The 14083-nt window shown below is 70.5% G+C and carries 11 protein-coding genes and 1 riboswitch; of the genes, 6 read left to right on the top strand and 5 right to left on the bottom strand.

Annotated features, from left to right (window positions below):
• The first annotated feature begins 2 nt into the window (after window positions 1-2).
• A complete protein-coding gene (gene def / locus ACIPXB_RS29465) occupies window positions 3-638 on the top strand; it encodes a peptide deformylase (protein WP_401454640.1) in 636 nt (211 codons plus the stop codon).
• A gap of 70 nt (window positions 639-708) precedes the next feature.
• Here def and ACIPXB_RS29460 read toward each other — a convergent pair whose 3' ends face one another.
• Together ACIPXB_RS29460 and ACIPXB_RS29455 are read right to left on the bottom strand one after the other, a co-directional pair.
• On the bottom strand, window positions 709-1722 hold the full coding sequence (locus tag ACIPXB_RS29460) for a ribonucleotide-diphosphate reductase subunit beta (RefSeq protein WP_401454639.1): 1014 nt from the start codon (window positions 1720-1722) through the stop codon (window positions 709-711).
• Entirely contained in the window at window positions 1722-4109 is a 2388-nt protein-coding gene (locus ACIPXB_RS29455; protein WP_401454637.1) for a ribonucleoside-diphosphate reductase subunit alpha, read from the bottom strand. Before ACIPXB_RS29455 ends, ACIPXB_RS29460 begins: the two co-directional genes overlap by 1 nt.
• A 167-nt stretch (window positions 4110-4276) precedes the next feature.
• Window positions 4277-4362: riboswitch (cobalamin riboswitch) on the bottom strand.
• A 145-nt stretch (window positions 4363-4507) separates the two neighbouring features.
• On the opposite strand from ACIPXB_RS29455, the gene ACIPXB_RS29450 reads away from it, so the two are divergent.
• A complete protein-coding gene (locus ACIPXB_RS29450; RefSeq protein WP_401454636.1) occupies window positions 4508-5092 on the top strand; it encodes a Uma2 family endonuclease in 585 nt (194 codons plus the stop codon).
• A gap of 61 nt (window positions 5093-5153) precedes the next feature.
• Here ACIPXB_RS29450 and ACIPXB_RS29445 read toward each other — a convergent pair whose 3' ends face one another.
• The 3 genes from ACIPXB_RS29445 to ACIPXB_RS29435 all read right to left on the bottom strand — a co-directional run bounded on the left by ACIPXB_RS29445 (window position 5154) and on the right by ACIPXB_RS29435 (window position 8477).
• On the bottom strand, window positions 5154-5348 hold the full coding sequence (locus tag ACIPXB_RS29445) for a YbdD/YjiX family protein (RefSeq protein WP_401454635.1): 195 nt from the start codon (window positions 5346-5348) through the stop codon (window positions 5154-5156).
• Window positions 5345-7603: a carbon starvation CstA family protein gene (locus tag ACIPXB_RS29440; protein ID WP_401454805.1), complete on the bottom strand. Its 2259-nt coding sequence runs from the start codon at window positions 7601-7603 to the stop codon at window positions 5345-5347. The genes ACIPXB_RS29445 and ACIPXB_RS29440 overlap by 4 nt, the downstream gene beginning before the upstream one ends.
• 109 nt (window positions 7604-7712) lie before the next feature.
• Window positions 7713-8477, bottom strand: a complete 765-nt coding sequence (locus ACIPXB_RS29435) for a GntR family transcriptional regulator (RefSeq protein ID WP_401454634.1) — start codon at window positions 8475-8477, stop codon at window positions 7713-7715.
• 293 nt (window positions 8478-8770) lie between these two features.
• Here ACIPXB_RS29435 and ACIPXB_RS29430 point away from each other — a divergent pair, with 293 nt between their 5' ends.
• The 4 genes from ACIPXB_RS29430 to ACIPXB_RS29415 all read left to right on the top strand — a co-directional run bounded on the left by ACIPXB_RS29430 (window position 8771) and on the right by ACIPXB_RS29415 (window position 13616).
• Window positions 8771-10054, top strand: coding sequence for an extracellular solute-binding protein (locus tag ACIPXB_RS29430; RefSeq protein WP_401454632.1), 1284 nt, complete (start codon window positions 8771-8773; stop codon window positions 10052-10054).
• 138 nt (window positions 10055-10192) lie between these two features.
• Window positions 10193-11218 (top strand): carbohydrate ABC transporter permease, encoded by a 1026-nt coding sequence (locus tag ACIPXB_RS29425; protein WP_401454630.1) that lies wholly within the window; start codon window positions 10193-10195, stop codon window positions 11216-11218.
• A 59-nt stretch (window positions 11219-11277) separates the two neighbouring features.
• Window positions 11278-12114: a carbohydrate ABC transporter permease gene (locus tag ACIPXB_RS29420; protein ID WP_401454803.1), complete on the top strand. Its 837-nt coding sequence runs from the start codon at window positions 11278-11280 to the stop codon at window positions 12112-12114.
• A gap of 8 nt (window positions 12115-12122) precedes the next feature.
• Window positions 12123-13616, top strand: a complete 1494-nt coding sequence (locus tag ACIPXB_RS29415) for a glycoside hydrolase family 3 protein (protein WP_401454629.1) — start codon at window positions 12123-12125, stop codon at window positions 13614-13616.
• Window positions 13617-14083: the final 467 nt, after the last annotated feature.

The following is a 14083-nucleotide window of genomic DNA, read 5'->3' as shown; positions in this document are numbered from 1 at the left end:
ACATGGCGCAGCAGGAGAACGAGGTTGTCGAGGTGAACGACGGGTACGTCGTGGACACCGAGGACTGTGAGGCGCGCGAGCTCGCCCACCGCGAGCGGGGCACCGCCCGTCCGATCACGGTGGTCGGCAACCCGGTCCTGCACCGCGAGTGCAAGGACGTCACCGAGTTCGGCGCCGAGCTGGCCCAGCTGATCGACGACATGTTCGCCAGCCAGAAGGCCGCCGAGGGCGTGGGCCTGGCCGCCAACCAGATCGGCGTGGACGCCAAGGTCTTCGTGTACGACTGCCCGGACGACGACGGCGTGCGGCACACCGGTGTCGTGGTCAACCCGCGCCTGGTCGAGCTGCCGGCCGGCAGCCGGGTGCTGGACGACTCCAACGAGGGCTGCCTGTCGGTCCCGACGGCGTACGCCTCGCTGGCCCGCCCCGACTACGCCGAGGTGACCGGTCAGGACGCCGAGGGCAACCCGATCAAGGTGCGCGGCACCGGCTACTTCGCGCGCTGCCTCCAGCACGAGACCGACCACCTGTACGGCTACCTGTACATCGACCGGCTCTCGAAGCGTGACCGCAAGGACGCCCTGCGGCAGATGGCGGAGGGCACCCCGCGCTACGAGACGGTCCCGAACGAGCAGTAGCACCCACGCGCGAGGGCCCCGCACCGGAAGATCCGGTGCGGGGCCCTCGGCGTATCGCCGGGACGACGACCTAGAAGTCCTCGTCCAGGTCGACCGTGCCCTCGACCGCGACCTGGTAGGCCGACGGGCGGCGCTCGAAGAAGTTCGTCAGCTCCTGGACGCCCTGGAGCTCCATGAACGCGAACGGGTTCTGCGAGCCGTAGACCGGCGGGAAGCCGAGCCGGACCAGGCGCTGGTCGGCGACGCACTCCAGGTACTCGCGCATCGACTCGGTGTTCATGCCCGGCAGGCCGTCGCCGCACAGGTCCCGGCCGAACTGCAGCTCGGCCTCGACGGCCTCCTTCAGCATGTCCGTGACCTGCTGCTGGAGGGCGTCGTCGAAGAGCTCCGGCTCCTCCTTGCGGACCGTGTCCACGACCTCGAAGGCGAAGTTCATGTGCATGGTCTCGTCGCGGAACACCCAGTTGGTGCCGGTCGCCAGGCCGTGCAGCAGGCCGCGGGACCGGAACCAGTAGACGTAGGCGAAGGCGCCGTAGAAGAACAGGCCCTCGATGCACGCCGCGAAGCAGATCAGGTTCAGCAGGAAGCGGCGGCGGTCGGCGGCCGTCTCCAGGCGCTCGATCTTCTCGACCGAGTCCATCCACTTGAAGCAGAACTGCGCCTTCTCGCGGATCGAGGGGATCTCCTCGACCGCGTCGAAGGCGGCCGCGCGGTCGTCCGGGTCGGGCAGGTAGGTGTCGAGCAGCGTCAGATAGAACTGGACGTGCACGGCCTCCTCGAACAGCTGGCGCGACAGGTACAGGCGCGCCTCCGGGGAGTTGATGTGCTTGTAGAGCGTCAGCACCAGGTTGTTCGAGACGATCGAGTCGCCCGTCGCGAAGAACGCGACCAGGCGGCCGATCATGTGCTGCTCGGCCGGGGTGAGCTTGGCGAGGTCGGCGACGTCGGAGTGGAGGTCGACCTCCTCCACCGTCCAGGTGTTCTTGATCGCGTCCCGGTAGCGCTCGTAGAAGTCGGGGTAGCGCATCGGACGGAGCGTGAGCTCGAAGCCCGGGTCGAGAAGATTCTTATCGGAGCTGGGCATTACTGGCAGGCCTCGCAGGACTCGGGGTTCTCAAGGGAGCAGGCCAGCGCGTCGGCGTCGACGGCCTGCGGCAGCGGAGTGGCGGCGGCGGGGACGGCGGCCGTGCCCGACGCGGCGCGGGCGATCTTCGTCGCCGGGCGCGAGCGCAGGTAGTACGTGGTCTTCAGGCCTTGCTTCCAGGCGTACGCGTACATCGAGCTGAGCTTGCCGATGGTGGGCGTCTCCATGAACAGGTTCAGCGACTGGCTCTGGTCCAGGTACGGCGTACGGGCCGCCGCCATGTCGATCAGGCCGCGCTGGGGGATCTCCCACGCCGTGCGGTACAGCTCGCGGATCTCGGCCGGGATCCAGCCGAAGCCCTGGACCGAGCCCGAGGAGTCGCGCAGCGCCTCACGGGTCTGGGCGTCCCAGACACCGAGCTTCTTGAGGTCCTCGACCAGGTAGCCGTTGACCTGGAGGAACTCACCGCTGAGCGTCTCGCGCTTGAAGAGGTTGGAGACCTGCGGCTCGATGCACTCGTACACGCCGGCGATCGAGGCGATGGTCGCCGTCGGGGCGATGGCCAGCAGCAGCGAGTTGCGCATGCCGCTGGTGGCGATCCGGGCGCGCAGCGCGTCCCAGCGCTCGGGCCAGTGGTGCGTCACACCGTAGTGGTCGGGGTGCAGCACGCCCTGCGCGGTACGGGTCTGCTCCCAGGCCGGCAGCGGACCGCTCCGCTCGGCCAGGTCGGCCGACGCCTCGTACGCCGCCAGCATGATCCGCTCGGCGATCTTCGTGGAGAGCTCCTTGGCCCCGGCGGAGTCGAAGGGGAGCCGCAGCTTGAAGAAGACGTCCTGGAGCCCCATCGCGCCCAGGCCCACCGGACGCCACTTGGCGTTGGAGCGGCCGGCCTGCTCGGTCGGGTAGAAGTTGATGTCCACGACGCGGTCGAGGAAGGTCACGGCGGTGCGGACGGTCTCGTCCAGCCGCTCCCAGTCCATCTCGCCGTCGACCACGAACGCGCCGAGGTTGACCGAACCGAGGTTGCAGACGGCCGTCTCGCCGTCGTTGGTGACCTCGATGATCTCGGTGCACAGGTTGGAGGAGTGGACCACCGTGCCGGGCAGCGCGGTCTGGTTCGCGGTGCGGTTGGAGGCGTCCTTGAACGTCATCCAGCCCTGGCCGGTCTGCGCGAGGGTACGCATCATGCGGCCGTACAGCTCCCGGGCCGGCATGGTCTTCTTGGCCAGGCCCGCCGCCTCGGCCTTGACGTACGCGGCGTCGAACTCGGCGCCGTACAGGTCGACCAGCTCGGGCACGTCGGACGGGGAGAACAGCGACCACTGGCCGTCGGCGTTCACGCGGCGCATGAACTCGTCCGGGATCCAGTGCGCCAGGTTCAGGTTGTGCGTACGCCGGGCGTCCTCACCGGTGTTGTCGCGCAGCTCCAGGAACTCCTCGATGTCCGCGTGCCAGGTCTCCAGGTAGACGGCGGCGGCACCCTTGCGCCGGCCGCCCTGGTTCACGGCGGCGACGGAGGCGTCGAGGGTCTTCAGGAACGGGACGATGCCGTTGGAGTGGCCGTTGGTGCCGCGGATCAGCGAACCGCGGGCCCGGATGCGCGAGTACGACAGGCCGATGCCGCCGGCGTGCTTCGACAGGCGCGCCACCTGGTGGTAGCGGTCGTAGATCGAGTCGAGCTCGTCCAGCGGGGAGTCCAGCAGGTAGCAGGAGGACATCTGCGGGTGCCGGGTGCCGGAGTTGAAGAGGGTGGGGGAGGAGGGCAGGTAGTCCAGGCGGCTCATCAGGGCGTAGAGCGAGCCGACCTCCTCCACCGCGCGCACGCTGTCGTCCTCGGCCAGGCCGCAGGCCACGCGCAGCATGAAGTGCTGCGGGGTCTCGATGACCTGACGGGTCAGCGGGTGGCGCAGCAGGTAGCGGCTGTGCAGGGTGCGCAGGCCGAAGAAGCCGAAGCGGTCGTCGGCGCCCTCGGCGAGCGCGTGCTCGACCAGCGCGTCCAGGCGGGCGGCGTGGGCGCGGACGAACTCCACGGTGCGGTCCGCGATCAGGCCCTCGCGGTGGCCGACCTCGACCGAGGCGGAGAAGGAGGTGGCCCCCTGGCCGGCGGCCTCGTCGGCGATGGCGAGCGTCAGCAGCCGGGCGGCGAGCCGGGAGTACGCCGGGTCCTCGGAGATCAGCCCCGCGGCCGCCTCGGTGGCCAGCCCCCGCAGTTCCGCCTCGTCCGACGCGGCGCTGCGGCCGCGCAGGGCGGCGGCGGCGACCCGGCCGGGGTCGGTGTCCGGCAGATCGGCCGTGAGGTCCGTGAGGGTGCGCAGCAGCGCGGCGCCGGGGCCTTCGGCCTCGGGCAGGTCGGACTCGGCGCGCGGTGCGGAAGGCGCGATGGTCACGGGGGGAGCTCTCCCTCGCTCGGCTCCGGTCACCGGCGGACGCGGGCGCGAGGGCGCGCATGCGGGCGTGACGGAAACACGTGGCACCGCATGGCGTCCACCGGCCCAACCGCGAGGCCCGGACGTGGTCGGCACCCGGGACGGTCGACCCGGGCGCACCGTCGGCAGGTCCTCGGACTCGCGGCGTGCCCCTCCTGGCGAAAGGCGCACTTCATACCGTTGCGGGACAGTTCCGGATTCGCACCGGATTCCCCTGCGGCGACAGCGAGGATGAGCATACATGTGGGGGGCGGTGGATGCGTGACCCCCCAGATGTTGTGTCGCCCGCGACGCGGAGTCCCTGTGACGTACCTCTCCGCTATCGTCGGAGGCAGACCGTCTACGAAGGCGAGCGAGGCATGACCGTGATGACCGACCGACAGCAGATGACCACCGAGGAGTTCGAGAACCTCGCCCGTATAGGCGCCCGCGAGGTCAAAGGGCTGCGGCTGGAATTCATCGACGGGAAGCTGGGGGTCAAGGCGATGCCGGACGGGGATCACGGGCGGATCGTCCAGTGGCTGCTCAGGATCTGCCTGCAGTCGCGGCCCGAGCTCTTCCTGCACCCCGGCCAGGGCGTGAAGGTGGAGGAGTACCGGACCGGCCGGGCCATCCCCGATGCCGTACTGGCCCCTGCGGACGCCTTCGTCGGGCAGGGTGACTGGGTAGCCCCCGAGTCGATCCTCATGGCCGTCGAAGTGACGTCCTGGGACTCGGACACCACCCGTCGCGACCGGCAGGAAAAGCCCCGCGCGTACGCCGAAACCGGCATCCCGGTGTACCTGCTGGTCGACCGGGCCAAGGGTGAGATCTCCGTCCACAGCGAGCCGAACGGTGTTCGTTACGTGACTGTGCGCACCCTTGCCTTCGGCCAGGACGTCGAGCTCCCCGACCCCGTCGGCATCACCCTCCAGACCGAGGTCCTCAAGGACTGGACGCGCTGACACCCCCGGGCACCGCGAAGGGCCCCGCCGGTACGCCCGGCGGGGCCCCTCGCGTAGCCGTTCAGCAGCAGCGGAAGCCCTCCCGCGGGTCCGCCTCGCGGGCGTCGGTGCGGGCCCGCTCGAAGGCCCGCCGGGTCATGACCTCCGTCCCCGGGTCGTGCGCGCGGGCGTGGGCGACGTAGCGGTCGTACGCCGCCTCGCCCGAGAACTCGCGGACGAAGTACCGGACCCGGGCCAGGACCGCCCGCGCGCTCACGAGGACACCGGTTCCTTGACCTTGCCGCCGCCGGAGTCGTCGAGGCCGGCCGCGGCCAGCTCCGCCTTCTCCTCCGCCGTCGGGAAGAGCCCGGCCGGGGCGACGATCTTGGACTCGGTCCACGGCACCTCGGAGAGCCGTACCGTCTCGGGGCTGGCGATGGCCTTGAAGCAGACCCGGGCCGCGTCCACCAGCACGATGATGATCAGCGCGGCGAACAGCGCCGAGAGCACGCCGTCGACGGTGGAGTTGGTGACGACGGTGTGCATGTCGTCCATGGTCTTGGCGGGCGGCAGCACCTTGTCGGCGTCGATACCGGCCTGGTACTTGTCGCGCTGCGCGAAGAAGCCCACGCGCGGGTCCTCGGAGAAGACCTTCATCCAGCTCGCGGTGAGCGTGACCGCCGCGTCCCAGGCCAGCGGGACCGCCGTCACCCAGGCGAACCGCAGCCGCCCGGACTTCACCAGCAGGGTGGTGCACACGGCGAGCGCGACGGCGGCCAGCAGCTGGTTCGCGATCCCGAACAGCGGGAAGAGCTGGTTGATGCCGCCCAGCGGGTCCTTCACGCCGACCCACAGGAAGTAGCCCCACGCGCCGACGACCAGCGCGCTCGCGAGCCACACGCCGGGCTTCCAGCTGATCTGCTTGAACGGCTTGTAGACGTTGCCCAGCATGTCCTGGAGCATGAACCGGCCCACCCGGGTGCCCGCGTCCAGGGTGGTGAGGATGAACAGCGCCTCGAACATGATCGCGAAGTGGTACCAGAACGCCTTCATCGACGCCCCGCCGAACACGGCCGAGAAGATCTCCGACATTCCGAGTGCGAACGTCGGCGCGCCGCCCGTACGGGAGAGGAGGCTGGCCTCCTCGACGTCCTTGGCGGCCTGTGCGAGCTGCTCCGGGGAGATCGTGAAGCCCATGCCCGCGATCGCCTCGGAGGCGGACTGCACGGTGGTGCCGACCACGCCGGCGGGGGAGTTGACCGCGAAGAAGAGGCCCGGCTCGATGATGCAGGCCGCGATCATCGCCATGATGGCGACGAAGGACTCGGTCAGCATCGACCCGTAGCCGATCATCCGGATCTGGGTCTCCTTCTGGACCATCTTCGGGGTGGTGCCCGAGGAGACCAGGGAGTGGAAGCCGGAGAGCGCGCCGCAGGCGATGGTGATGAAGACGAACGGGAACATCGACCCGGCGAAGACCGGGCCGTCGCCGCGGCTGGCGAAGGAGGTGACCGCGTCCATCTTCAGCGTCGGCATCGCGATGGCCACACCGGCGGCCATCATCGCGATCGTGCCGACCTTCATGAAGGTGGACAGGTAGTCGCGCGGCGCCAGCAGCAGCCACACCGGCAGTACGGAGGCCAGGAAGCCGTACGCGACCATCCAGATGACCAGGGTGGTCGGCTTGAGCGTGAAGAACTCCGCCCAGGAGGACTCCGCGACCCAGCCGCCCGCGACGATCGCGAGGAGCAGCAGCGCCACGCCGATGAGCGAGACCTCGGTGACCCGGCCCGGCCGCAGCACGCGCAGGTAGACGCCCATGAAAAGGGCGATCGGGATGGTCATGCCGATGGAGAACACGCCCCACGGGGAGTGGGCGAGGGCGTTGACGATGACCAGCGCGAGCACGGCCAGCAGGATGATCATGATGGCGAACACCGCGATCAGCGCGGCCGCCCCGCCGAACGGACCGATCTCGTCCCGCGCCATCTGGCCCAGCGAGCGGCCGTCGCGGCGGGTGGAGAAGAAGAGCGTGACCATGTCCTGCACGGCGCCCGCGAAGATCACGCCGGCGACGATCCAGATGGTCCCCGGCAGGTAGCCCATCTGGGCGGCGAGCACGGGACCGACCAGCGGACCCGCGCCGGCGACGGCCGCGAAGTGGTGGCCGAAGAGCACCCTGCGGTCGGTCGGGTGGAAGTCGACACCGTTGTCGAGGCGTTCGGCCGGCGTCGCCCGGGTCTTGTCGACCCGGAGCACCCGGTGCGCGATGAAGCGCGAGTAGAAGCGGTAGGCGATGGCGTACGAGCCCAGCGCCGCGGCCAGCATCCAGGCCGCCGAGACGTCCTCGCCGCGCGAGAGGGCGAGCACGGCCCACCCGACGGCCCCGACGAGCGCCACCAGCGACCAGACGGCGATCGACTTCGGGTTAAGCCGGCCGGCTGCGCCCGGAGCGGGGGAGGGCGAGTCGGGCGTGCCGCCGCCCGGACCCGCCGCGTTCCGTTCTGTGCCTGTTGATCCCGGTTCCGGCATGATCCTCGTCCCCTCGTTGATCATCTGCGTGAGCGCAGGAATCTACGGGGGCCTGCCCGGTGAACGTAAGCCCCCGTCCGCAATGCGGTACGAGAGTCAACTACGTATCTCAGACGGCGGGGCGCTGGAGTCGGGCGACGAACTTGTAACGATCCCCGCGGTACACGGACCGCACCCACTCCACGGGTTCACCATCGGCGTCCAGTGAGTGCCGGGAGAGCATCAGCATGGGGAGGCCGACATCCGTACCGAGCAGGCCCGCCTCGCGCGGGGTGGCCAGGGAGGTCTCGATGGTCTCCTCGGCCTCGGCGAGGTGGACGTCGTACACCTCCGCCAGTGCGGTGTAGAGCGAGGTGTACTTGACCAGCGAACGGCGCAGCGCCGGGAAGCGTTTGGCCGAAAGGTGGGTGGTCTCGATGGCCATCGGCTCGCCGCTGGCCAGCCGCAGCCGCTCGATGCGCAGGACCCGCCCGCCCGTGGCGATCTTGAGCAGCCCGGCGAGGGTGTCGTCGGCGGTGACGTAGCCGATGTCCAGGAGCTGCGAGGTCGGCTCCAGGCCCTGGGCGCGCATGTCCTCCGTGTAGGAGGTCAGTTGCAGGGCCTGGGAGACCTTCGGCTTCGCGACGAACGTCCCCTTGCCCTGGATCCGCTCCAGCCGCCCCTCGACGACGAGCTCCTGGAGGGCCTGGCGGACGGTGGTGCGGGAGGTGTCGAACTCGGCGGCCAGCGTGCGCTCCGGCGGCACCGGCGTACCGGGCGGCAGGGTTTCGGTCATGTCGAGCAAGTGCCGCTTGAGTCGGTAGTACTTGGGCACACGCGCCGTACGGGTGGCTGCCCCGCCCTCCGGCTCCCCGGACGCCCCTTCGGTGGCCATCGCCGCCCGCCTTCCCGACTCCACTTTCGCTGCCGTCACCGGCTCCTCCGATATGTGCGGTCACATGGTGACACGGGTGGTGAGGGTGCACGTCTCCCCTCCCCGAGGTGTCGGTCCTATAACGGCGCCGGACCCCCGCTCATTAGACCCTTGACACCCCTAAAGGTCTAGGCCAAGCTCCGGGTACTGGTCTAAACCAATATGGATCAGATCCCGGCCCCACGGGCAGTACTTGGCGTATGTCGTCGCGGCGGGCAAGGGAAGTGCAGGCAGGCATCCCTGAGGAGGGTGGCGTGAAGCGCAAGCTCATCGCGGCGGTTGGTGTCGCGGGCATGGTTATCGGCCTGGCGGCGTGTGGCGACAGCGGGGACGACAAGGGCAAGACCGACGCGAACGGCAACAAGGAAATCACCGTCTGGGTGATGGACGGCTCCGCGCCGAAGGCCTGGATCGACGAGGTCAACAAGGAGTTCGAGGCCAAGCACCCGAACACCAAGGTCAAGGTCGAGATCCAGCAGTGGAAGGGCATCCAGGAGAAGGTCACCACCGCCCTCTCCGAGACCACCCCGCCGGACGTCATCGAGCTCGGCAACACCCAGACCGCCGGCTACGCGGTCACCGGCGGCCTCGCCGACCTGACCGGCGACAAGGCCAAGCTCGGTGCCGACGCCTGGCAGAAGAGCATGCTCGCCTCCGCCGAGATCGACGGCAAGCTCTACTCCGCCCCGTGGTACGCCGCCAACCGCGTCGTGGTCTACGACAAGAAGGCGTACGCGAAGGCCGGCGTCACCCCGCCCACGACCCGCGACGAGTGGATCGCCGGCCTGGAGAAGCTCAAGGCCGCCGACGCCAGCACCCAGCCCATCTACCTCCCGGGCCAGAGCTGGTACGTCCTCGCCGGCTTCATCTGGGACGAGGGCGGCGACCTCGCCGTCAAGGACGGCGGCAAGTGGAAGGGCCAGCTCAGCACCCCGCAGGCCGCCTCCGCCATGGACTTCTACAAGAAGCTCCAGTCCTTCTCCACCGCGCCCAAGGACAAGGACGAGGCCACCCCGCAGCAGTCCACCGACATCGTCCCCAAGGGCGGCGTCGCCTCCTGGATCGGCCTGGGCTGGGAGGCCTCCGGTGCCGAGAAGGCCCTGAAGGACGCGGGCAAGGAGGCCGACTTCGGCTACTTCCCGATCCCCGGCAAGACCGCCGCCACGTCCGGCACCGTCTTCCTCGGCGGCTCCAACCTCGCCGTGGCCGAGCGCTCCAAGAACAAGGACCTCGCCAAGGAGTGGCTGGCCCTGGCCGCCGGCAAGGACCAGATGACCAAGTACGCCGCCGAGACCAAGGGCGCGCTGCTCCCGAACCAGGTCGGCGCGAACTTCACCGCCCCCGCGGGCTCCTTCGCCGAGGCGATGGCCAAGGCCGGCGTCAACGGCAAGATCACCCCGGTCACCCCGGGCTGGGCGAACGTCGAGACCGAGCCCAACCCGATCAAGGAGTTCATGACCAAGGTCCTGAAGGGTGAGGACGCCGCCAAGGCGGGCGAGGCCGCGGACAAGGAAATCGCGGCCCGCATCAACAAGTAACCCGGCAGCACCCGCACCACCAGCTGCCCCCGGCGCGTCCGGGCAGTGAACGCGACCAGGGGTACGGAGGGCGCCCCCCGCCGCCGTACCCCCGGTCGCGCATGTGACTCCACAGGTCGACCGCGAGGAATCCACGACATGACCGTGCACTCCCAGGGGGCGAGGACCAGCGCTCCACAGGACGCACCACCGACGTCCGCCGGGCTGCGCAAGACGCCGCCGCCCCCCACCGGGACCGGCGCCACCGCCCCGTCTCCTCGCGGCGGCAGAAAGTCGCTCCCGTCCGGCTGGCTGCCGTACGCGCTGGTCGCCCCCGCGGTCCTCAGCCTCGCCGGCCTGCTGCTCTACCCGCTCGTCAAGAACGTCCTGCTGTCCTTCCAGCAGGTCAACAAGATCGAGCTGATCCAGCGCAAGGCCCCCTTCATCGGGCTGAAGAACTACACCGAGCTCCTCGGCGACGCGCAGTTCTGGACCGTCGCCGTCCGCAGCTTCCTCTTCACCGCCGCCAACGTCGTGCTGATCATGGTGATCGGCAGCCTCATCGGCATCCTGCTCAACCGGCTCGGCACGTGGATGCGCCTGGTGCTCTCGCTGGCGCTGGTCATGGCCTGGGCCATGCCCATCGTCGCCTCGGTCACCGTCTTCCACTGGCTCTTCGACGAGCAGTTCGGCGTCATGAACTGGCTGATGCGCACGCTCGGCTTCGCCGGCTACGAGCAGCACAACTGGTTCGAGACCGGCCTGTCCACGCTGGTCATCATCGCCATCCTGATCATCTGGGGCTCCATCCCCTTCGTCGCCCTCAACATGTACGCCGCCCTGACCACCGTCGGCGCCGAGCTGTACGAGGCGGCCCGCATGGACGGCGCCAACGGCTGGCAGACCTTCTGGAAGGTCGTCTTCCCCAACCTGCGCCCGTTCTTCCTCGTCACGACGTTCCTCGAAGTGATCTGGGTCTTCAAGGCCTTCACCCAGGTCTATGCGATGAAGAACGGCGGACCCGACCGCGCCTCCGAGACCCTCCCGGTCTTCGCCTACATCGAGGGCCAGGCCCAGCAGCACTACGGCCTGGCGGCCGCCATCTCCGTCCTGACGATCCTGATGCTCGTGGTCGTCATGTCCTTCTACTTCCGCCTGATCCTGAAGCAGGAGGAGGAGCAGTGAGCACCACCACCGCCCGCACCGCCCCGACCGCCACCGGCCCGGCCCGGCCCGCGCAGACCCTGCGCACCCGCCGCCCGGTGCGCCCCGCGGCCGTCGCCAAGAACGTCGGCGCGCTGCTCCTCGCCGTCGTCTTCGTCTTCCCGGTCTACTGGATGATCTCCTCGGCCTTCAAGCCGTCCGGGGAGATCCTCACCAAGGACCCGGTCTTCGTCTTCACCCCGACGGTGGACAACTTCACCAAGGCCTCCGGCGTCGACCTGTTCTGGACGTACGTCACCAACAGCCTGATCGTCACGGTCGGCGCCGTCGCGCTGGCCCTGTTCGTCGCCCTCGCCGCGAGCTTCGCCATCGCCCGGATGAAGTTCAAGGGCCGCAAGGGCCTGGTGCTCGCCGTGATGATGGCGCAGATGGCCCCCTGGGAGGTCATGGTCATCGCGATGTACATGATCGCCCGCGACGCGGAGACGCTGAACAGCCTCCCGCTGCTGACCGCGATCTACTTCGTGATGGTCCTGCCCTTCACCATCTGGACCCTGCGCGGCTTCATCGCCGCCGTCCCGGTGACGCTGGAGGAGGCCGCCCAGATCGACGGCTGCACCCGCGGCCAGGCCTTCCGCAAGGTCATCTTCCCGCTGCTCGCCCCCGGCCTGATGTCCACCTCGCTCTTCGGGTTCATCACCGCCTGGAACGAGTTCGCGATGGTCCTGATCCTCAACAAGGACAAGACCGCGCAGACGCTCCCGCTGTGGCTGACCCAGTTCCAGACCGCCTTCGGCAACGACTGGGGCGCCACCATGGCCGCGTCCACGCTCTTCGCGCTCCCGGTCCTGATCGTCTTCGTCTTCCTCCAGCGCAAGGCCGTCGGCGGGATGACCGCCGGCGCCGTGAAGGGATAACGGCACCCATGACTGTCCTTGCGCACCGCGCCACCGCGTTGACGCGTGACGCCCTGGCCGTCCTCCAGCCCGGTTTCGAAGGCACCACCGCCCCCGCCTGGCTGCTGCGCCAGGTCGCCGAGGGCCTGACCGCCGTCGGCCTGTTCGGCCGTAACATCGCCTCGCCGGCGCAGCTCGCCGCGCTCACCGCGCAGCTGCGGGCCGAGCGCGACGACGTGCTCGTCGCCATCGACGAGGAGGGCGGCGACGTCACCCGCCTGGAGGTCCGCCAGGGCTCCAGCTTCCCCGGGAACCTGGCGCTCGGCGCGGTGGACGACACCGCCCTGACCCGGGACGTGGCCCACGAGCTGGGCCGCCGGCTGGCCGCCTGCGGGGTCAACCTGAACTGGGCCCCCTCGGCCGACGTCAACTCCAACCCCGACAACCCGGTCATCGGGGTGCGCTCCTTCGGCGCCGACACGGGGCTCGCGGCCCGGCACACCGCCGCGTACGTCAGCGGACTCCAGGCCGCGGGCGTGGCCGCCTGCACCAAGCACTTCCCCGGCCACGGCGACACCAACGTCGACTCCCACCACGCGCTGCCGCGCATCGACGTGGACCTCGACACCCTGCACGCCCGCGAACTCGTCCCCTTCCGGGCGGCCGTCGCGGCGGGCACCAAGGCCGTGATGAGCGCGCACATCCTGGTCCCGGCCCTGGACCCGACCCGCCCGGCGACCCTGAGCCCGCAGATCCTGACCGGGCTGCTGCGCAAGGAGCTGGGCTACGAGGGCCTGATCGTCACCGACGGCATGGAGATGAACGCCATTGCCGGCACCTACGGCATCGAGCGCGGCTCGGTGCTGGCCATCGCCGCGGGCGCCGACGCGATCTGCGTCGGGGGCGGACTGGCCGACGAGGCCACCGTGCTGCGGCTGCGGGACGCGCTGGTCGAAGCCGTACGCGAGGGGACCCTGCCCGAGGAGCGGCTCGCCGACGCCGCCGCCCGGGTCCGGGCCCTCGCCGACTGGACCCGGGCTGCCCGGGTCGACGCCGCGCCGGGCGCGCTTCAGGAGGGGAGCGCGCCCGGCATCGGCCTCACGGCGGCCCGCCGCGCACTGCGGGTGTCGGGCACCCCGGCGGCGGTCTCCCGCCCGTACGTGGCGACGCTCTCGCCGGTCGCGAACATCGCGGTGGGCGACGAGACGCCGTGGGGGGTGGCGGCGGAACTGGCCGCGCTGGTGCCGGACACGGCGTCGGCGGTGTACCCGGAGGGCTCGGCCGCGGCGGACATCCTGGCCGCGGCGGGCGACCGTACGATCGTCGCCGTGGTCCGCGACGCCCACCGGCACGCGTGGATGGCGACGGCGCTGGCGGAACTGATCTCGGCCCGGCCGGACACGGTGGTCGTCGAGATGGGCCTCCCGCGGGCGGCCCCGACGGGCGCGTTCCACGTCGCGACGCACGGCGCGTCCCGCGTCTGCGGCCGAGCGGCAGCGGAAGCCATCGCAGGCACGCCCTAACGCCCAAGGCCCGGTGGGCTCCGCCCCCGTGCCCCCGCGCCCCCGCGCCCCCGCGCCTCAAGCGCCGGCGGGGCTGGGTGGGGTGCCCGTCGGCGCCGCAAGCCTGCCCGGTGTCCCGGATTCCGAGGGCTCCGCCCCCGGACCCCCGCGCCTCAAGCGCCGGCGGGGCTGGATGGGGTGCCCGGCGATGCCAGGAGGTTGCCCGGTGGGCCGGTTTCGGGGGCTCCGCCCCCGCGCCCCCGCGCCTCAAACGCCGGCGGGGCTGGGTGGGGTGCCCGTCGGCGCCGGGTGGGCGCCCAGCGGGGCTGGGTGGGGTGCCCGGTGGGGCTGGGGTGGCGTCCGGTGGGGCCGGAAGGGTGGCGCTGCGCGGCTGGGTTGCCGCGCAGCGGCAATTCCAGCCCGCGCGGCGTTTGAGCGCACGGGCGCGAAGCGCACGTACGGGGCCCGGGGCGGAGCCCCGCCCACCC

This window comes from Streptomyces sp. NPDC090022 (assembly GCF_044748145.1).
Lineage (GTDB): Bacteria > Actinomycetota > Actinomycetes > Streptomycetales > Streptomycetaceae > Streptomyces.
Note: the sequence above shows the minus strand (reverse complement) of the source record. Positions and strands in the feature narration are given on the sequence as shown.

Bases quoted from the DNA above. Each gene is read 5' to 3' on its own strand.
- ACIPXB_RS29450 (WP_401454636.1), top strand. From the start codon at position 4,508: ATGACCGTGATGACCGACCGACAGCAGATGACCACCGAGGAGTTCGAG.
- ACIPXB_RS29415 (WP_401454629.1), top strand. From the start codon at position 12,123: ATGACTGTCCTTGCGCACCGCGCCACCGCGTTGACGCGTGACGCCCTG.
- ACIPXB_RS29440 (WP_401454805.1), bottom strand. From the start codon at position 7,603: ATGCCGGAACCGGGATCAACAGGCACAGAACGGAACGCGGCGGGTCCG.
- ACIPXB_RS29425 (WP_401454630.1), top strand. From the start codon at position 10,193: ATGACCGTGCACTCCCAGGGGGCGAGGACCAGCGCTCCACAGGACGCA.
- ACIPXB_RS29435 (WP_401454634.1), bottom strand. From the start codon at position 8,477: ATGGCCACCGAAGGGGCGTCCGGGGAGCCGGAGGGCGGGGCAGCCACC.
- ACIPXB_RS29460 (WP_401454639.1), bottom strand. From the start codon at position 1,722: ATGCCCAGCTCCGATAAGAATCTTCTCGACCCGGGCTTCGAGCTCACG.
- def (WP_401454640.1), top strand. From the start codon at position 3: ATGGCGCAGCAGGAGAACGAGGTTGTCGAGGTGAACGACGGGTACGTC.